Genomic DNA, 18144 nt, shown 5'->3' with positions numbered 1-18144 from the left:
GGGCGGCGCAAGGGAGCCGTCCCCTGGGGCGGCGCCCGGTGCTTCCCCCAGCTCTGCGAGCTGGGGAGACCCCAAGCCGGGACGAGGAGGACGGGGCATGGTGCAGAAGGCCAAGATCCTCCTGGTCGATGACCGGCCGGAGAATCTGCTGGCGCTGGAGGCCATTCTCTCCGCGCTCGATCAGACCCTGGTGCGGGCATCGTCAGGGGAGGAAGCGCTCAAGGCGCTGCTGACGGACGACTTCGCGGTGATTCTGCTGGACGTCCAGATGCCGGGCATGGACGGATTCGAGACCGCGGCGCACATCAAGCGCCGGGAGCGGACCCGCGACATCCCGATCATTTTCCTCACGGCCATCAACCACGGCCCGCACCACACCTTCCGGGGCTATGCGGCCGGCGCGGTGGACTACATCTCCAAACCCTTCGACCCGTGGGTGCTCAGAGCCAAGGTCTCGGTCTTCGTGGATCTGTACATGAAGAACTGTCAGCTGCGGGAGCAGGCGTCGCTGCTGCGGCTGCAGTTGGAGGGCGGCCAGCCCGCCGCCGGCGAGGCCAAGGAGTCGGCGGGGCTGCTCGCCGAGCTGTCCGCGCGGCTCGCCGCCGTCGAGGAGCAGGCCGAGGCGCTGTCCAAGCAGCTGGACGAGTCGGCCGACGCCGCCGCCGTGGCCACCGCGGCCCATCTGGAGCGCAAGCTGACCGGTCTGCGGCGGGCGCTGGACGCGCTGGAGCCGGGCGCGGGCAGCGGGGCCGGCCAGGTCCCCTCGCAGAACTGACCCGCCGCCCCACCGTCACCGCCGGTCGGTCATCGATGACCGGTCACCCGCACTTTGACGTGCCGTCATGGCCGTCTCACCGCCTCGTCGGCGCAGCGGCACCGGCGTGACGTCAGTGGTGCCCGATACCCCCGCCATGCGTGCTCCGTACGGCGGACGCGGGTAACCTCGCCTCCATGGCCTCTCGTACGTCCGGCAAGGGTTCCCAGAGCACGGCGGGCACCTCGAAGAAGCGCGCCGGGCAGTCCGGAGGCGCGGCGAAGAAGGCGGCCGCCAAGAAGGCGCCCGCGAAGAAGGCTCCCGCCAAGAAGTCCGCCGCGCCCGCGAAGAAGGCGCCCGCGAAGAAGGCGGCGGCCAAGGCGGCTCCCGCACCCGCCCCGAATCCCACCAGTGGTGTGTTCCGCGTCGTGCGCGCGGTGTGGATGGGTATGGCGCGCGGCCTCGCGGCGATGTTCCGCGGCATAGGACGCGGCGCCAAGGGGCTCGACCCGGCCCACCGTAAGGACGGCAGCGCGCTGCTGCTGTTCGCCCTCGCCCTGATCGTCGCGGCGGGCACCTGGTCCAATCTGGACGGGCCGGTCGGCGGGCTGGTCGAGATGCTGATCACCGGTGCCTTCGGCCGGCTCGACCTGGTGGTGCCGATACTGCTGGGCACCATCGCCGTCCGGCTGATCTTCCACCCGGAGCGGCCGGAGGCCAACGGGCGGATCGTCATCGGGCTCTCGGCGCTCGTCGTCGGCGTCCTGGGGCAGGTGCACATCGCCTGTGGCGCCCCGGGGCGCGGCCAGGGCGCCGAGGCGATGCAGGACGCGGGCGGTCTGATCGGCTGGGCCGTCTCCCAGCCGCTGATCTACCTGATGGGCGATGTGCTGGCCGTACCGCTGCTGATGCTGCTCACCGTCTTCGGGCTGCTGGTGGTCACCGCGACGCCGGTCGCCGCCATTCCGCATCGGCTGCGGCAGCTCGGCGTCCGGCTCGGCCTGGTGCGGGACCACGAGGACGCGTACGCGTCGGAGGCCGGGTACGACGCGGCGGAGTACGCCGACGAATGGCGCGAGACGCCCGCCAGACGGCCTCGCAGAACCTCGCTCGCCAAGGAGGACCCGGACGGCGCCGGAGGCCCGGAGCGGGCCGAGGAGGAGGAGGCGCTGCGCAAGCGCCGGCGTTCGCGCCGCTCGTCGGCCACCCAACCGCCGCTCGACCGGCCTCTGGACGCGGTGGACGTGGCGGCCGCCGCGGCCGCCTCGCTGGACGGGGCCGTGCTGCACGGTGTGCAGCCCTCGCCGCTGGTCGCCGGGCTCAGCAACGGACTTTCGGGTGAGCGCGAGGACGGAGCCGCGAGCGGCGGGGTGCCGGGCGCACGCGATGCCGACAAGGAGTCCGGGAAGGGCGGCGCCAAGGGCGGGGCGGCGGCCGGGAAGGGCCGTACGGACGGAGCCGACGAGGCGGACTCGGCCCAGGTTCCCGATCTCACCCGGACCACGGTCGAGTCCGGCGAGCCGCTGCCGCCGCGCGCCGAGCAGCTCCAGCTCTCCGGCGACATCACCTACTCGCTGCCCTCGCTCGAGCTGCTGGAGCGCGGCGGCCCCGGTAAGACGCGCAGCGCGGCCAACGACGCGGTCGTGGACTCGCTGACGAAGGTGTTCACGGAGTTCAAGGTGGACGCCGCCGTCACGGGCTTCACCCGGGGCCCGACGGTCACCCGCTACGAGGTGGAACTCGGCCCGGCCGTCAAGGTCGAGCGGATCACCGCGCTGACGAAGAACATCGCCTACGCGGTCGCCAGCCCCGATGTTCGTATCATCAGCCCGATCCCCGGCAAGTCGGCCGTCGGCATCGAAATCCCCAACAGTGACCGCGAGATGGTCAACCTGGGAGATGTGCTGCGCTCGGCGGACTCCGTCGGCGACGACCACCCGATGATCGTCGGGCTGGGCAAGGACGTCGAGGGCGGCTATGTGGCGGCCAACCTGGCCACCATGCCGCATGTGCTGGTGGCGGGCGCGACCGGTTCCGGCAAGTCGTCCTGCATCAACTGCCTGATCACATCGATCATGGCCCGTGCCACGCCGGACGATGTGCGGATGGTGCTGGTCGACCCCAAGCGGGTGGAGCTGACCGCGTACGAGGGCATTCCGCATCTGATCACACCGATCATCACCAACCCCAAGCGCGCCGCCGAGGCGCTCCAATGGGTCGTGCGGGAGATGGATCTTCGCTATGACGACCTCGCGGCCTTCGGCTTCCGCCATATCGACGACTTCAACGCGGCGGTCCGCAAGGGGAAGGTGAAGGAGCCCGAGGGGAGTGAGCGGGAGCTCAAGCCCTATCCGTATCTGCTGGTGATCGTCGACGAGCTGGCCGATTTGATGATGGTCGCACCGCGGGACGTCGAGGACTCGATCGTGCGGATCACCCAGCTGGCGCGTGCGGCCGGAATCCACCTGGTGCTGGCCACCCAGCGGCCCTCCGTGGACGTCGTCACCGGTCTGATCAAGGCCAATGTGCCCTCACGACTCGCCTTCGCCACCTCCTCGCTGGCCGACAGCCGCGTCATCCTGGACCAGCCCGGCGCCGAGAAGCTGATCGGCAAGGGTGACGGCCTCTTCCTGCCGATGGGCGCGAACAAGCCCACCCGGATGCAGGGCGCCTATGTCACCGAGTCCGAGGTCCAGGCGGTCGTCGCCCACTGCAAGGCGCAGATGACACCGGTCTTCCGCGACGACGTGACGGTCGGGACGTCGAAGAAGAAGGAGATCGACGAGGAGATCGGCGATGATCTCGATCTGCTCTGCCAGGCCGCTGAGCTGGTGGTTTCCACTCAGTTCGGCTCGACGTCGATGCTGCAGCGCAAGCTGCGGGTGGGTTTCGCCAAGGCGGGTCGGCTGATGGATCTCATGGAGTCCAGGAACATCGTCGGCCCGAGCGAGGGATCCAAGGCGCGCGATGTGCTCGTCAAGCCGGATGAATTGGATGGCGTGCTCGACGTGATCCGCGGTAAGGCTCACTCATAAGGGTTTGGCGGGCAACCGTTTCCCCTGCCGAAACGTCAAGTTGAGGGAGGTGGCGGAGTGAGACCCCAGAATCGTGATCGAACGGCAATCCCGATGGCGGACAAACTCCGTCCTCCCGCTTGCCCGACCCTTTCGCCCCACCCCTAGACTGAACCCCCAGCAGGTGGCTCACGCTCGAAAGGCGCCCCCGTGTCCATCGGCAACCTTCCCGAAGACGGCAACTCCCCCGAAGACGACCGGCCTTCCATCGGTCGCGCCCTCCAGCAGGCCCGTATCGCCGCGGGGCTGACCGTCGACGAGGTCAGTTCCTCGACCAGGGTGCGCACCCCCATCGTGCGGGGCATCGAGCAGGACGATTTCTCGCGCTGCGGCGGCGATGTCTACGCCCGGGGGCACATCCGGGTGCTCGCGCGTGCCGTGGGCCTCGATCCGGAGTCCCTGATCGCGCAGTTCGACGCCGAGCACGGCGGCCGGCCCGCGCCGACCGCACCGGCGCCGCTGTTCGAGGCCGAGCGGATCCGTCCCGAGCCCCGGCGCCCCAACTGGACGGCCGCGATGGTCGCGGCGATCGTCGCCGTCGTCGGATTCGTGGGCTTCACCCTGTTCCGGGGCGGTGACGGCGACGGTTCGAGCGTCGCCGAGGACACCGCCTCGCCCAAGCCCAGCGCCTCCGCGCCCACCAACAGCGCCGCCCCCTCCAAGCCCGCCACCCCGCACAAGCCCGACCCGTCCGACAGCGCCATCGCGGGCGTCCCGGCGGACAAGGTCACTGTCAAGCTGACCGCCGAGGGCGGCCAGAGCTGGATCTCCGCCCAGGACCACAACGGCCGGCTGATCGAGGAGGGCGTGCTGCGCGAGGGCGACTCCAAGACCTTCAGCGACAGCAGGCGCATCGACCTGGTGCTGGGCAACGCCGGGGCGATCAAGCTGTTCGTGAACGGCAAGGAAGTGAAGAACGTGGGCACCAGCGGGGCCGTCCAGCGGCTGAGCTACACCAAGGGAGACCCCGAGGCGGGCTGAGCCGCGCGAAGATCGGCAGCCCTGGCAGCGGGGGCTGTCGTGGGGACAAAGTAGTCTGAGCCCATGCCCGAACGCCGCACCGTCGCCCTCGTCACTCTTGGCTGCGCCCGTAACGAGGTGGACTCGGAGGAACTCGCAGGCCGCTTGGCGGCGGACGGCTGGGAGCTCGTCGAGGAAGCCGCCGACGCGGACGTCGCCGTCGTCAACACCTGTGGCTTCGTCGAGGCCGCCAAGAAGGACTCGGTCGACGCCCTGCTGGAGGCGAACGATCTGAAGGACCACGGCCGCACCCAGGCCGTGGTCGCCGTCGGCTGCATGGCCGAGCGGTACGGCAAGGAGCTCGCCGAGGCGCTGCCCGAGGCCGACGGAGTGCTCGGCTTCGACGACTACGGCGATATCTCCGACCGCCTCCAGACCATCCTCTCCGGCGGTATCCACGCCTCCCACACCCCGCGCGACCGCCGCAAGCTGCTGCCGATCAGCCCCGCCGAGCGCCAGGACGCCACCTCGGTGGCGCTCCCCGGCCACGCCCAGGACACCGCGCCCGAAGATCTGCCCGAGGGGGTGGCCCCGGCCTCCGGGCCGCGGGCCCCGCTGCGGCGCAGACTGGACACCAGTCCGGTCGCCTCGGTGAAGCTGGCCTCCGGCTGCGACCGGCGCTGCTCGTTCTGCGCCATCCCGTCCTTCCGCGGCTCCTTCATCTCCCGCCGCCCCTCCGATGTGCTGGGCGAGACCCGCTGGCTGGCCGAGCAGGGGGTGAAGGAGATCATGCTGGTCTCGGAGAACAACACCTCGTACGGCAAGGACCTCGGGGACATCCGGCTGCTGGAGACGCTGCTGCCGGAGCTGGCCGCGGTGGACGGCATCGAGCGGATCCGGGTCAGCTATCTGCAGCCCGCCGAGATGCGCCCCGGGCTGATCGACGTGCTCACCTCGACCGAGAAGGTCGCGCCGTACTTCGATCTGTCCTTCCAGCACTCGGCGCCCGGGGTGCTGCGCGCCATGCGCCGCTTCGGTGACACCGACCGGTTCCTGGAACTGCTGGAGACGATCAGAGGCAAGGCGCCGCAGGCCGGCGCCCGGTCCAACTTCATCGTCGGCTTCCCCGGCGAGACCGAGGAGGACCTGGCCGAGCTGGAGCGCTTCCTCAATGCGGCGCGGCTGGACGCGGTCGGCGTCTTCGGGTACTCGGACGAGGACGGCACCGAGGCCGCCGGTTACGAGAACAAGGTCGACCCGGAGGTGGTCGCGGAGCGCCTGGAGCGCGTCTCGCGGCTCGCGGAGGAGCTGACCGCCCAGCGGGCGGAGGAGCGGCTCGGCGAGGTCGTGGAGGTCCTGGTGGAGGAGATCGACGACACCGGGGCGGTCCTGGGCCGTGGCGCCCACCAGGCGCCGGAGACCGATGGCCAGACGCTGCTGCGCACCGACGGGGAGCCGGAGGTGGGCCGTATGGTCGAAGCGAAGGTGATCGCGACGGAGGGAGTGGACCTCGTCGCGGAGCCGCTTGAGCCGCTGGAGCGGCGGGGCGGCGGCGCGTCCACCGGAGAGGCGGACAGATGACGGGTGTCCCGGCCTCCGCCGCGGGGGGGCACCACCGACCGGCCGCCGCCACGGTCGGGCCCGCCAGTTTGTGGAACATCGCCAACATCCTCACCATGGTGCGGCTGCTGCTCGTGCCCGGGTTTGTGTTGTTGATGCTGCACAATGGCGGGTACGACCCGGCGTGGCGCTCCTTCGCATGGGCGGCGTTCGCCATCGCCATGATCACCGATCTCTTCGACGGTCATCTGGCCCGCCGGTACAACCTGGTCACCGACTTCGGGAAGATCGCCGATCCGATCGCGGACAAGGCGATCATGGGCGCGGCGCTGATCTGCCTGTCGGCCCTGTCCGATCTCCCCTGGTGGGTGACGGGAGTGATCCTCTTCCGTGAGATCGGAATCACACTGATGCGGTTCTGGGTGATCCGGATCGGGGTCATCCCGGCCAGCCGGGGCGGAAAGATGAAGACGCTCGCGCAGGGCACCGCCGTCGGGATGTACATCCTGGCGCTGACCGGACCGCTGGCTTCGCTGCGGTTCTGGGTGATGGCCGTGGCCGTCGTCCTGACCGTGGTCACCGGCCTCGACTACGTCCGGCAGGCGATCGTGCTGCGCCGGGCGGGACGGACGACGGAGGAGGCCACACCGTGAGCGACGGCGGGACGGCGGCCGATGTGCTGGCGCTGCTGGAGCGGCGCGGGCAGACCCTGGCCGCCGCCGAATCGCTCACCGGCGGCCTGGTGGCCGCCGAGCTGACCTCGGTGGACGGAGCCTCCCGCGCCTTCCGGGGCTCGGTGACGGCGTACGCCACCGACCTCAAGCGCGAGGTGCTGGGCGTGGACGGGGCCCTGCTGGCCGAGCGCGGCGCGGTCGATGCCGAGGTGGCCCGGCAGATGGCCCGGGGCGTGCGGCGTGCGCTGGGCGCGGACTGGGGCGTGGCCACCACCGGTGTGGCCGGTCCCACACCCCAGGACGGCCAGCCCGTGGGCACCGTTCATGTGGCCGTCGCGGGACCCTCGGGCGCGGTGGCGGCGGCCGCGCTGAGGCTCGAAGGAGACCGCGCCGGAATCCGCGGCCAGACCGTCCATGCCGCCGTCAAGCTGCTGTTCAGCGAATTGATCGCGACGGCGGGGGCAAAGGATACGGAACAACACGACGAGATTTGATGTTTGCAGCCCTGAGTGAACACGACATCGCTCCCCGCACGGGCGCAGCCGGAGGCGGTACGGTGGGGCGTGAAGGATCCGGATCCGAGGTCCGAGGAGGGAGCCAGCGATGATTCTGCTCCGTCGCCTGCTGGGTGACGTGCTGCGCCGGCAGCGCCAGCGCCAGGGCCGTACTCTGCGCGAGGTTTCCTCCTCCGCCCGGGTGTCGCTCGGCTATCTGTCAGAGGTCGAGCGCGGTCAGAAGGAAGCCTCGTCCGAGCTGCTGTCGGCCATCTGCGACGCCCTGGAGGTACGGATGTCGCAGGTCATGCGCGAGGTCAGCGACGAGCTGTCGCTCGCCGAACTGGCCGAGTCGGCCGCGTCCACCACCGAGAAGGTGCCGGCGCCCATGCGTCCCGTGCTCAACCCCGTGTCTGTGACGTCCGTGACGGGCGTCCCGGAGGAGCGCGTGACCATCAAGACGCCCAAGGAAGCCGTGGACGTGGTGGCGGCCTGAGAACGCCCTGAGAAGCCAGCTCTCCGAGGCCCCGGCCGGTAGCGATACCGGCCGGGGCCTCGATGTTTGTCCGGCCGGATTCGGGTCACCCCAGAGGAAGAGAGGCAATCAAGAGGGGCCAAACGGTCGAGAACAGGAGGAAGTGGATGTCTGTGGTGAAGAGCCCGCTGCCGGAGGAGCACCTCAAGATCGTCGCCGATGCGCTGCAGGGCGCCCTCGTCGATCTCGTCGACCTCCACCTGGTGGGCAAGCAGATCCACTGGACCGTCGTGGGCCCGCGATTCCGCACGGTTCATCTGCAGCTCGACGAGGTCGTGGCGTCGACCAGGGAGTATGCCGACACGGTGGCGGAGCGGGCCTCTGCGCTCGGGGTGCCGCCGGACGGACGGGCCCAGACGGTCGCCGCGACCAGCGGTGTCGACACGGTCAAGGACGGCTGGACCGATGACGCGCAGGCCGTCCGGACGCTCGTGGACGCCCTCGGAGCGGTGATCGGGCGGATGCGGGAGCGCATCAGGGCGACCGACGAGCCGGACCCGGTGACCCAGGACATTCTCATCGAGCTCACTCGTGACCTGGAGAAGCACCACTGGATGTTCCAGGCCGAGAACGGCGGCCATCGCGGTTAGACGGCGGCCGGTGCGGTTTGACGGCGCACAGCGCGGCTGGATGGCGGCTGGTGCGGCCAGACGGCGGCTGCCGCGGCTGAGGCGGATGTGGGGCCCGGCCGGGCGGGGCTGAGGCCACCGCGTTCCGGCCCGGTGGCCCGCTCTGGGTGCGCCGTATCGCCCGGCTGGGCAAACTGGGGGGAGCGCGAGTGTCCGACACGCGCCGACGTGCCTCCTGTGCGCCCTCCCGCCGTATGCGAACAGGCGTCTAGCGTCGCCGAAGGAGGCAGTCATGGCAGCCGTCGGAGGGGCCGACACCCAGGGGCTCAGGCCGGTCCGGTGGGTGCTCGCGCTCGTTCTGGGCGGCGTCTGGTGGTGGTCGGTGCTGCGGCTGGCGGTGCAGCCGGGGGAGACCGGACCGGTGGAGGGGGCGTTAGCGGTCGGCGGCTGGGGGCTGAGCCTGTTGCCGGTGCACTGCGGTCCCTCGCCCAGAAGGCGTGGCGCCCGCCGCCGGGGAGGCCCTCCGCGTCAGGACGGGACGGGCCCCTGTGGTCCCGCCTGGCAGCTCGGGCACCAGAAGGTCGAGCGCTCCTGACCCGCGCGCCCTTGGTCGGCGGCTCGCACCGGTGTGCCGCAGCGCAGACAGGGCCGCCCCGGGCGCCCGTACACCCATAGCCTGCGGTCACGGCGTGACTCGGCCGTGGTGACCCGGGCACGCCGGTTCCTGTTGGCCTCCAGGAGCTTCTTGGCGTGGGCCACCAGGCGCTCGGGGGAGGCCACCTCGCCGATCGGCAGCCACGGCGACACACGCAGCAGGAAGCACAGCTCGGACTTGTAGACATTGCCGATCCCGGCGAGGTTCCGCTGGTCGAGCAGCGCTTCGCCCAGGGGCCGGGAGGGATCGGCGAGCAGTCGGCGCAGCGCCTCGTCCGGATCCCAGTCGGGGCCGAGGAGATCGGGGCCGAGATGGCCGACGACCCGGTCCTCGTCGCCGGTGCGGAGCAGCTCCAGGACGGGCAGCCGGTAGCCGACGGCGGTGTGGGCGGCGTTGGCGAGGATGGCCCTGATCTGGTGGTGCGGGCCGCCGCGCCAGCGCTCGTCCGGCCCGTAGACCTGCCAGGAGCCGTCCATCCGCAGATGGGAGTGGAGGGTCAGCCCGCCCTCGACACGGGTCAGCAGATGTTTGCCGCGCGGGACCACCTCGAGAACCCGGCGGCCGGTGAGGTCGGCGGTCGCCAGATGGGGGACGCGCAGGTCGCTGCGGATGAGCGGGGGTCCCGCGAGGGCCTGGTGCAGGCGCTGCGCGGTCTGCCAGACGGTGTCTCCTTCGGGCATGCCATCCATGATGCCGGTGGGCGCGGGCAGGCGGGAGCGGCCGGTGATCGGGGGCGCGCGGAGCCGTTGTTCCGGGGCGCGGACGACGGGGGTTGATCAAGGGCGCAGGCGGAGGCCACGGGGAGTCGGGTGGAAGCCCGCCGATTCCAGGAGCTTGCCGATCGGGGACGAGAGCGCCTGGGCGCCGTTGACGCGCTCGACGGTGACGGAGCCGAGCGCACCCGCGCGGGCGGACTCGGCCAGCGCCTCCACCGCCGTCCACAGCCTGACGTCGTCCTCCGGGGAGGCGGCCTCGGCCTCGCCAGATGGCCAGGCGAGCAGGGTCTTGCCGCCCCGCTCCATGTAGAGGGTCAGCTCTCCGTCGACGAGCACCACCATCGCTCCAGCCTTACGGCCCGGCCGGTGGCCCGCGTCGGCGGGCGGATCGGGCCAGGGGAGAGCGGCGCCATAGGCGTTGGCGGGGTCGGCCGAGGCGAGCACGAAGGCGCGCCGGGGCTGCCCCCGCTGTCCGTCGAAGGCGGGGGCCGCGGCGCGGTCGCGGGCCGTGCTGACCGCGCGCAGCCGGTCCACCGCGCCGTCCATCGCGAACTGGGCGGCGCCGAGGCCCTCGATCACATAGCCGCGGCGCGCCTGGCCGGACTCCTCGAAGGCGGACAGCACCCGGTAGGCGGCGGAGAAGCCGCCCTCGACCCCCTCGGCGGCGACCGCCCCGCGGGTGACCACGCCGTGCCGGTCGAGCAGGGTGCGCGCCAGGGCGTGGGCGCGGTGGGTCGGTTCGGGCTCGCGCTCCGGCAGCAGGGACCAGCGACCGGCGACCGTGGGCGGGCCGTTGCGCGACGCCGTCGGGCGGCCGGTGCGGCCCGTAAGGCCGCCATAACGCCCCCTGGGGACCGTGCGCTTGGCGCGGTGGGCCGTGGAGCCCGCCGTACGGCCCGAGCCCAGCAGGGAGCGCAGCGGGGCGAGGGTGTCACCGGTGACCCGGCCCGACCAGACCAGGTCCCACAGGGCCTCGGCGAGCTCGGGATCCAGGAACTCGTGCCCGGCGGCGCGGGCCTGCTCGGCGATCTGGCGGAAGAACAGCCCGTACCCACCGGCCAGGGCGTCGAGGACGGCCTGGTGGAGCGGGCCCGCCTCGAGAGGGTGCGGGGTGTGCAGCAGCAGTGGGGCGGTGTCGGCCAGGTGCAGGGTGACCCAGCCGTCCTTGCCCGGCAGCGCGCCCGCGCCGGCCCAGACGACCTCCCCGGAGGCGCTGAGCTCGTCGAGCATCGTGGGGGTGTAGTCGCTCACCCGGGACGGCAGGACCAGCTTCTCCAGGGCGGAGGCGGGGACCGGTGCGCCCTGGAGCTGCTCGACCGCGCGCACCAGCCCGTCGATACCCCGCAGGCTGTGGGTGCCCAGATGCTGCCACTGCGGGAGGAAGGAGGCGAGCGCCGAGGGCGGTACGGGCTCCAGCTCATGGCGCAGCGCGGCCAGGGAACGGCGCCGCAGGCGGCGCAGCACCGCCGCGTCGCACCACTCCTGGCCCGTGCCCAAGAAAGAGGTCGCGCGAAGCGCATCGTCAGAAGGGTGGTGGTGGGTGACGGGTGGGCGGAATTCGCCCTGGACGACGCGGGCGCTCGCGGCGAGCCGGTGCAGGGCGCCCTCGGTGACGGCCGTGCCGAGGCCGAAGCGGGCGGCGGCCTGCGCCGAGGTGAACGGGCCGTGGGTGCGGGCGTAGCGGGCCAGCAGATCGCCGAGGGGGTCCTTGACCGGCTCGGTGAACGCCTCGGGGACGCCGACCGGCAGGGCCGTGCCGAGCGCGTCCCGCAGCCGCCCGGCGTCCTCCACCGCGGCCCAGTGGTCCTCGCCCGCGATCCGGACCCGGATGGCGCGCCGGGCCCCGGCCAGGTCCTCGACCCACCCGGGCTCGGCACCGCGCTCGGCCAGATCGGCGGTGGTGAGCGGGCCGAGCACCCGCAGGGCGTCGGCCACGCCCTCGGCGTCCTTGATCCGGCGGTCCTCGGTGAGCCACTGGAGCTCCTGCTCCAGCTCGGCCAGGACGTCGGCGTCGAGCAGCTCGCGCAGCTCGGCCTGGCCCAGCAGCTCGGCCAGCAGCCGCGAGTCCAGGGAGAGCGCGGCGGCACGGCGCTCGGCGAGCGGGGAGTCGCCCTCGTAGAGGAACTGCGCCACATAGCCGAAGAGCAGCGAGCGGGCGAAGGGGGACGGCTCGGGGGTGGTCACCTCCACCAGCCGGACCCGACGGGTCTCGATGTCGCCCATCAGCTCGGTGAGGCCGGGGACGTCGAAGACGTCCTGGAGACATTCGCGGACCGCTTCGAGGACGATCGGGAAGGAACCGAACTCGCTCGCCACCTGGAGGAGTTGCGCGGCGCGCTGGCGCTGCTGCCACAACGGGGTGCGCTTGCCGGGATCGCGGCGGGGCAGCAGCAGGGCGCGGGCGGCGCATTCACGGAACCGGGAGGCGAACAGCGCCGAGCCGCCGACCTGGTCGGTGACGATCTGGTTGATCTCGCCCTTGTCGAACGCGACATCGGCCGCGCCCACCGGGGACTGCTCGGTGTCGTACTCCACGCCCTGGCGCATCGGGTCCGCGTCGAGGAGGTCGAGCCCCATCAGATCGGCGTCGGGCAGCCGCAGCACGATGCCGTCGTCGGCGTGCATGACCTGGGCGTCGATGCCGTACCGCTCGGACAGGCGGGCGCCCAGGGCGAGCGCCCAGGGGGCGTGGACCTGTGCGCCGAAGGGGGAGTGGACCACCACACGCCAGTCGCCCAGCTCGTCGCGGAACCGCTCCACCACGATCGTGCGGTCGTCCGGCACATGCCCGCAGGCGCGGCGCTGCTCGTCCAGATACCCGATGACGTTCTCGGCGGCCCAGGCGTCCAGACCGGCGGCCAGCAGCCGCAGGCGGGCGTCCTCCGGCCGCAGCGCGCCCACCTCGCGCAGGAACGCGCCCAGGGCGCGGCCCAGCTCCAGGGGGCGGCCGAGCTGGTCGCCCTTCCAGAAGGGCAGCCGGCCGGGGACGCCGGGGGCGGGGGAGACCAGGACCCGGTCGCGGGTGATGTCCTCGATCCGCCATGAGGTGGTGCCCAGGGTGAACACATCGCCCACCCGCGACTCGTACACCATCTCCTCGTCGAGCTCGCCCACCCGCCGCCCGCCACCGCCCCGGGCCGAAGCGCTTCGCGCTGCCGATTGGCCGCCGCCCTTCTCGGGGCCGGCGCCCGCCAGGAAGACGCCGAAGAGCCCGCGGTCGGGGATGGTGCCGCCGGAGGTCACCGCGAGCCGCTGCGCCCCGGGGCGGCCGGTGACCGTATGGGCGACGCGGTCCCACACCAGCCGCGGCCGCAGCTCCGCGAAGGCGTCGGAGGGGTAGCGGCCCGCGAGCATGTCGAGGACCGAGGTGTACGCCGACTCCGGGAGCGAGGCGAACGGCGCGGCGCGGCGGATCAGGGTCAGCAGCTCGTCCACGTCCCAGGTGTCCATGGCGGTCATGGCGATCAGCTGCTGGGCGAGCACGTCCAGCGGGTTGGCGGGCACCCGCAGCGACTCGATGGCGCCCTCGCGCATCCGCTCCGTGACCACCGCGGCCTGCACCAGATCGCCGCGGTACTTGGGGAAGACGACGCCGGTGGAGACCGCGCCCACCTGGTGGCCGGCCCGGCCGACCCGCTGCAGCCCGGAGGCCACCGAGGGCGGCGACTCGACCTGGACGACCAGGTCGACCGCGCCCATGTCGATGCCGAGCTCGAGGCTGGAGGTGGCGACGACGGCGGGCAGCCGGCCCGCCTTGAGGTCTTCCTCGACCAGCGCCCGCTGCTCCTTGGACACCGAGCCGTGGTGCGCGCGGGCCAGCAGCGCGGGCGCGCCACGGGCCGCACCGGCCTCGGCCATCAGCTCGGCGGGGGAGTGGTCCTCGGGCAGGGCCTCACCGGTGGCCCGCTCGTAGGCGATCTCGTTCAGCCGGTTGCACAGCCGCTCGGCCAGCCGGCGGGAGTTGGCGAAGACGATGGTGGAGCGGTGGGCCTGGACCAGATCGGCGATCCGCTCCTCCACATGGGGCCAGATCGACGGCCGCTCGCCCGCCTCTCCCTCCTGGGCGGGGGCGCCGCCCAACTCGCCCAGGTCCTCCACGGGTACGACCACCGACAGGTCGAACTCCTTGCCCGAGGGCGGCTGGACGATCTCCACCTTGCGCCGCGGTGACAGGAACCGCGCCACCTCGTCCACCGGCCGCACGGTCGCGGACAGGCCGATGCGCCGGGCGGGGCGCTCGAGCAACTCGTCGAGGCGCTCCAGGGACAGCGCGAGATGGGCGCCCCGCTTGGTGCCCGCGACGGCGTGGACCTCGTCCAGGATCACGGTCTCCACCCCGCGCAGCGCCTCCCGGGTGGCGGAGGTGAGCATCAGGAACAGCGACTCGGGGGTGGTGATGAGGATGTCCGGCGGGCGGGTGGCCAGCGCGCGGCGCTCGGCGGCCGGGGTGTCGCCCGAGCGCGTACCCACCCGGATCTCCGGCTCGGGCATGCCCAGCCGCACCGCCTCCTGGCGGATACCGGTCAGCGGGCTGCGCAGATTGCGCTCGACGTCCACCGCCAGGGCCTTGAGCGGGGAGACATAGAGCACCCGGCAGCGCTTCTTCGCCTCGGCGGGCGGCGGCTCACCGGCCAGCCTGTCCAGGGCCGCGAGGAAGGCGGCCAGGGTCTTGCCCGAGCCGGTGGGGGCGACGACCAGGACGTCCGAGCCCGCGCCGATCGCCCGCCACGCGCCCTCCTGCGCGGGGGTGGGCGCGGTGAAGGCACCCGTGAACCATCCGCGGGTGGCCGGGGAGAAACCGTCGAGCGCCGAGCCTGCCATGCCCTCCATCGTGCACCGCACCACTGACAACGGACGGAGTCGCAGGTCAGAGGGGGCCCGGGTGGGGCGCACAATGGTGCCATGGCCAACCGGGAAAGCGCGCGGCACTGGCGGTACCCCCAGCTTCCGGGCGTCGATCTGCTGCGGGCCCGCTACATCGACAAGACCTTCGTCTGGCACACCCACGAGACCTTCGTGATCGCCGCGATCACCGAGGGCGTCGAGGAGTTCCACCACCGCGGTGCCATCGAGCGCACCGGGCCCGGCGGGCTCGCGCTCATCAACCCCGAGGTGCCGCACACCGGACGGGCGGGGGCGCCCGAGGGGTGGGCGTACAGCGTGCTGTACCCGGCCGCGGACCTGGTCGCCGGCATCGCGGCCGAGACGACCACGCTCCGGGGTACGGCCGGATTCCGGATCCCCACCGTGGCCGATCCCCAGGGCTCGCGGCTGGTCACCGCGGTGCACCGGGCCGCCGAGGAGGGCAACGCGCTCGCCGCCGACAGCCTGCTGCGCGTCGCGCTCGCCCGGCTGCTGCGCGACCACGGTGGCCCGCTCCCCGAGCGCACGGCGCGCACCGCGGGTGCGCGGACGGCGACGCGCGCCCGCGCGATCCTCGAGGAGCGGATGGCGGACCCGCCGTCCCTGGAGCGGCTGGCGGCCGAGGTGGGCACCGGTCCCTTCGCCCTCCTGCGCGCCTACCGCGCGGTCTACGGGATGCCGCCGCACACCTGGCTCACCGACGCCCGGGTCCGCCGGGCCCGACGGCTGCTGGACGCCGGGACCGCGCCCGCCGAGGTGGCCGTCGCCGTCGGCTTCACCGACCAGTCCCACCTGAACCGTCACTTCACCCGCATCGTGGGGGTGCCACCGGGCGCCTACCGACGCGAGCGCGCAAGAACGTACAAGACCGGAGCCGAAGTGCTCGCCTAGCGTGCGCGCTGTGTCAGAACAGATAGAGATACGAACCGATCCCGCCGCGCCCCCGGCGGACTCGGCCGTCGTCCGGGACGCCCTGGGCGTCGGTGTCGCGGTGGGGCTCTCCGGCTTCGCCTTCGGGGTGACGTCGGCGGGCGCCGGGCTCGGCCTGCTGCAGACCTGCGCGCTCAGCCTGCTGGTCTTCACCGGGGCGTCGCAGTTCGCCCTGGTGGGCGCGCTGGCGGCGGGCGGCAATCCGTTCACCGCCGCCGCCGGGGCATTCTTCCTCGGGGTGCGCAACGCCTTCTACGGGCTGCGGCTGTCCGGACTCCTCGGGCTGCCGCGCGCGGTGCGCCCCCTGGCGGCCCAATGGGTCATCGACGAGACCTCGGCCGTCGCCCTCGCCCAGCCAGACCGGCGCACCGCGCGCCTCGGCTTCACCGTCACCGGGCTGACGCTGTACGTCCTGTGGAACCTCACCACGCTGATCGGCGCCCTGGGGGCGTCCGCCCTCGGCGACACCGACGCGTGGGGCCTGGACGCCGCGGGGCCCGCCGTCTTCCTCGCCCTGCTGGCACCCATGCTCAACGGCACCGTCGAACGGGCCGTGGCCGGTCTCGGGGTCCTGCTGGTGCTCCTGTGCCAGCCGGTGCTGCCCGCAGGGGTCCCGGTCCTGGTGGCGGCGCTCGCCGCTCCCGTCGTCCTTACGGTGCACGGGCGCATGGCGCGCGGCGCGGAGGGTGAGCGCCGATGACCACCTGGATCGCCATCGGCGCCACCGCCGTGGGCTGCTACCTGGTCAAGCTGCTGGGCCTCTCGGTGCCCGCCGGAGTCCTGGAGCGCCCGCTCGTCAGGCGTCTGGCCGCGCTGCTGCCCGTGGCCCTGCTGGCCGCCCTCACCGCCCAGCAGACCTTCAGCGACGGCCGGCACCTCCTCCTGGACGCGAGGGCGGCCGGGCTGGGGGCGGCGGCGCTCGCGCTGGTGCTCCGCGCCCCCTTCCTGGTCGTGGTCGCCGTGGCCGTCGCCGTCACGGCCGGTGTCCGGGCCCTGTGACCGCCCCGGACGCCCGCGCTCAGATCGGCCGCCCGTAGGCCCGCAGCGTCAGCAGCGCCTCGATGGTCGCCACCGACCGCCACTCGAGCGTGGCCCCAGGCGTCCACGCCCGCCGGTGCGGCGGCCAGCCGCCGTCCTCCTGCTGTGCGGCCACCAGAGCGTCCAGGGACCGCTCCACCTCGGCGTCGGTGAACCACCGGCGCGCCGGTGAGCCGGGCGTACGGGCGATGTCGTGCACCTGCAGGGGCTCACAGGGCCCCGGCGCCAGGGGGCGGTCCTCGGCGGGCCCGGGGGCCGGGGGCGGCACGATCAGCCGTTCCTCCCGCACCCGGCGGCCGAGCCGCTGGGCCGCGGCCTCGGCGCGGGCCCGGTCCGGTGCCCCGTCGAGGAAGGCGACGGCCGCGGCGACCTCGTACGGACGTACCGTCGCGCCGCCCTCCGCCAGGGCGGCGACCGCCTCCCAGCAGAAGTCCGTGGCCCGGAACAGCCACGCATGCCACACCTCGTTGCGGTGCAGCAGCCCCACCACCGGCCCGGTGGTCAGCAGATCACCGCGCGGATCGTCCGCCGACGGGATCCAGGGGGCCGCCGGATAGCCGTGCGGCGAGGGGCGGCAGGCGGGCAGCGCGCCGTCCGGGGTGGACACCGACGTCAGATAGCGGCACAGGCGCTCCACTCGCTGCCCGCCGCACCGCCCGATCCCGTCGAGCACCCGTAAGGCGTGCACGGCATGCGGCGGCTGGCTCACCGGGCCGCGCAGATCCGGATCCAGCGCATGGCCGTAGCCCCCGTCGGTCCCCAGATACGCGGTCAGCGCGGTCTCGACCGCCTCGGCGCCGCCGTCCAGGAAGTGATACGCGAATCTGCGCTGCTCCAGCACGCGGGCGGACAGCCAGATGAACCGCTCGGCGCGGGAGAGCGTGGAGGAACCGGCCGGCCGGGCCGGCTCGGCGGGCCCGGGCGTGGGCAAGGGGGGCGACGACGGCGAGGAGGGGAGGCTTGCGGATCGATCCATGGACAGACCGTAGGCCGGAAGACACGGTCAGTAGGGGGCTCACGCACCGGTGCACCCCGGGAGCGCGATACTGGTCGCATGCGGTTGACGGACTTCTGGCAGCGAATGGCGAACCACTTCGGCGAGGCGTACGCCGACTCCTTCGCGCGCGATCATGTGATGTCGCAACTCGGCGGCCGGACGGTGCACGAGGCGCTGAGGGACGGCTGGGAGGCCAAGGACGTCTGGCGCGGGGTCTGCGCCGCGATGGAGATCCCCGAGAGCAGGCGCTGAGGTCTCTCCGGGCGCTCCGGACGTATCAGCTTCCCGGGGTGGCCGGATTTCTTCGACCGGTGTACGCCACACT

The 18144-nt window shown here is 72.8% G+C and carries 16 protein-coding genes; 13 read left to right on the top strand and 3 right to left on the bottom strand.

All coding sequences use genetic code 11. From position 1 onward, the window contains the following. The first annotated feature begins 97 nt into the window (after positions 1-97). From NP777_RS42180 to NP777_RS42140, 9 genes are all read left to right on the top strand, one after another. The gene (locus NP777_RS42180; RefSeq protein ID WP_020868040.1) at positions 98-775 is read left to right on the top strand and encodes a response regulator; all 678 of its coding nucleotides are present in this window, start codon (positions 98-100) and stop codon (positions 773-775) included. A 176-nt stretch (positions 776-951) separates the two neighbouring features. Further along, positions 952-3789: a DNA translocase FtsK gene (locus tag NP777_RS42175; RefSeq protein ID WP_256655488.1), complete on the top strand. Its 2838-nt coding sequence runs from the start codon at positions 952-954 to the stop codon at positions 3787-3789. A 189-nt stretch (positions 3790-3978) separates the two neighbouring features. After that, on the top strand, positions 3979-4809 hold the full coding sequence (locus NP777_RS42170; protein WP_256655487.1) for a helix-turn-helix domain-containing protein: 831 nt from the start codon (positions 3979-3981) through the stop codon (positions 4807-4809). A gap of 63 nt (positions 4810-4872) precedes the next feature. Beyond that, complete coding sequence (gene rimO / locus NP777_RS42165) at positions 4873-6369, top strand: 30S ribosomal protein S12 methylthiotransferase RimO (protein WP_256655486.1); 1497 nt, start codon at positions 4873-4875, stop codon at positions 6367-6369. Continuing rightward, complete coding sequence (pgsA, locus tag NP777_RS42160) at positions 6366-7001, top strand: CDP-diacylglycerol--glycerol-3-phosphate 3-phosphatidyltransferase (RefSeq protein ID WP_256655485.1); 636 nt, start codon at positions 6366-6368, stop codon at positions 6999-7001. Before rimO ends, pgsA begins: the two co-directional genes overlap by 4 nt. Further along, a complete protein-coding gene (locus NP777_RS42155) occupies positions 6998-7516 on the top strand; it encodes a CinA family protein (RefSeq protein WP_256655484.1) in 519 nt (172 codons plus the stop codon). The genes pgsA and NP777_RS42155 overlap by 4 nt, the downstream gene beginning before the upstream one ends. A 109-nt stretch (positions 7517-7625) precedes the next feature. Next, complete coding sequence (locus tag NP777_RS42150; RefSeq protein ID WP_020868033.1) at positions 7626-8012, top strand: helix-turn-helix domain-containing protein; 387 nt, start codon at positions 7626-7628, stop codon at positions 8010-8012. Positions 8013-8158: 146 nt separating this feature from the next. Further along, a complete protein-coding gene (locus NP777_RS42145) occupies positions 8159-8641 on the top strand; it encodes a Dps family protein (RefSeq protein ID WP_256655483.1) in 483 nt (160 codons plus the stop codon). Between the two features lie 271 nt (positions 8642-8912). After that, a complete protein-coding gene (locus NP777_RS42140; protein WP_256655482.1) occupies positions 8913-9215 on the top strand; it encodes a hypothetical protein in 303 nt (100 codons plus the stop codon). Here NP777_RS42140 and NP777_RS42135 read toward each other — a convergent pair. Continuing rightward, entirely contained in the window at positions 9149-9955 is an 807-nt protein-coding gene (locus NP777_RS42135; RefSeq protein ID WP_256655481.1) for an Fpg/Nei family DNA glycosylase, read from the bottom strand. The genes NP777_RS42140 and NP777_RS42135 overlap by 67 nt on opposite strands. A 96-nt stretch (positions 9956-10051) precedes the next feature. After that, a complete protein-coding gene (locus tag NP777_RS42130; RefSeq protein WP_256655480.1) occupies positions 10052-14812 on the bottom strand; it encodes an ATP-dependent helicase in 4761 nt (1586 codons plus the stop codon). A gap of 81 nt (positions 14813-14893) precedes the next feature. Here NP777_RS42130 and NP777_RS42125 point away from each other — a divergent pair, with 81 nt between their 5' ends. The 3 genes from NP777_RS42125 to NP777_RS42115 are packed head-to-tail and all read left to right on the top strand — an operon-like array spanning position 14894 to position 16783. Beyond that, complete coding sequence (locus NP777_RS42125; RefSeq protein ID WP_256655479.1) at positions 14894-15745, top strand: AraC family transcriptional regulator; 852 nt, start codon at positions 14894-14896, stop codon at positions 15743-15745. A 1-nt stretch (position 15746) separates the two neighbouring features. Next, entirely contained in the window at positions 15747-16484 is a 738-nt protein-coding gene (locus NP777_RS42120) for an AzlC family ABC transporter permease (RefSeq protein WP_391858682.1), read from the top strand. Beyond that, positions 16481-16783, top strand: coding sequence for an AzlD domain-containing protein (locus NP777_RS42115; protein ID WP_256655477.1), 303 nt, complete (start codon positions 16481-16483; stop codon positions 16781-16783). The genes NP777_RS42120 and NP777_RS42115 overlap by 4 nt, the downstream gene beginning before the upstream one ends. A 19-nt stretch (positions 16784-16802) precedes the next feature. Here NP777_RS42115 and NP777_RS42110 read toward each other — a convergent pair whose 3' ends face one another. After that, positions 16803-17798, bottom strand: coding sequence for a hypothetical protein (locus NP777_RS42110; protein WP_256655476.1), 996 nt, complete (start codon positions 17796-17798; stop codon positions 16803-16805). Between the two features lie 78 nt (positions 17799-17876). On the opposite strand from NP777_RS42110, the gene NP777_RS42105 reads away from it, so the two are divergent. Beyond that, complete coding sequence (locus NP777_RS42105) at positions 17877-18071, top strand: DUF3046 domain-containing protein (RefSeq protein ID WP_020868025.1); 195 nt, start codon at positions 17877-17879, stop codon at positions 18069-18071. Positions 18072-18144 lie beyond the last annotated feature (73 nt).

Origin of the sequence: Streptomyces rugosispiralis (genome assembly GCF_024505145.1) — a bacterium.
Taxonomy (GTDB): Bacteria; Actinomycetota; Actinomycetes; order Streptomycetales; family Streptomycetaceae; genus Streptomyces; species Streptomyces rugosispiralis.
This window is presented reverse-complemented; position numbering and strand designations above follow the sequence as displayed.

Coding starts and splice junctions, on each gene's coding strand:
- NP777_RS42150 (WP_020868033.1), top strand. CDS start 7,626: ATGATTCTGCTCCGTCGCCTGCTGGGTGACGTGCTGCGCCGGCAGCGC.
- NP777_RS42130 (WP_256655480.1), bottom strand. CDS start 14,812: ATGGCAGGCTCGGCGCTCGACGGTTTCTCCCCGGCCACCCGCGGATGG.
- NP777_RS42140 (WP_256655482.1), top strand. CDS start 8,913: ATGGCAGCCGTCGGAGGGGCCGACACCCAGGGGCTCAGGCCGGTCCGG.
- NP777_RS42105 (WP_020868025.1), top strand. CDS start 17,877: ATGCGGTTGACGGACTTCTGGCAGCGAATGGCGAACCACTTCGGCGAG.
- NP777_RS42115 (WP_256655477.1), top strand. CDS start 16,481: ATGACCACCTGGATCGCCATCGGCGCCACCGCCGTGGGCTGCTACCTG.
- rimO (WP_256655486.1), top strand. CDS start 4,873: ATGCCCGAACGCCGCACCGTCGCCCTCGTCACTCTTGGCTGCGCCCGT.
- NP777_RS42125 (WP_256655479.1), top strand. CDS start 14,894: ATGGCCAACCGGGAAAGCGCGCGGCACTGGCGGTACCCCCAGCTTCCG.
- NP777_RS42135 (WP_256655481.1), bottom strand. CDS start 9,955: ATGCCCGAAGGAGACACCGTCTGGCAGACCGCGCAGCGCCTGCACCAG.
- pgsA (WP_256655485.1), top strand. CDS start 6,366: ATGACGGGTGTCCCGGCCTCCGCCGCGGGGGGGCACCACCGACCGGCC.
- NP777_RS42175 (WP_256655488.1), top strand. CDS start 952: ATGGCCTCTCGTACGTCCGGCAAGGGTTCCCAGAGCACGGCGGGCACC.
- NP777_RS42180 (WP_020868040.1), top strand. CDS start 98: ATGGTGCAGAAGGCCAAGATCCTCCTGGTCGATGACCGGCCGGAGAAT.
- NP777_RS42110 (WP_256655476.1), bottom strand. CDS start 17,798: ATGGATCGATCCGCAAGCCTCCCCTCCTCGCCGTCGTCGCCCCCCTTG.
- NP777_RS42145 (WP_256655483.1), top strand. CDS start 8,159: ATGTCTGTGGTGAAGAGCCCGCTGCCGGAGGAGCACCTCAAGATCGTC.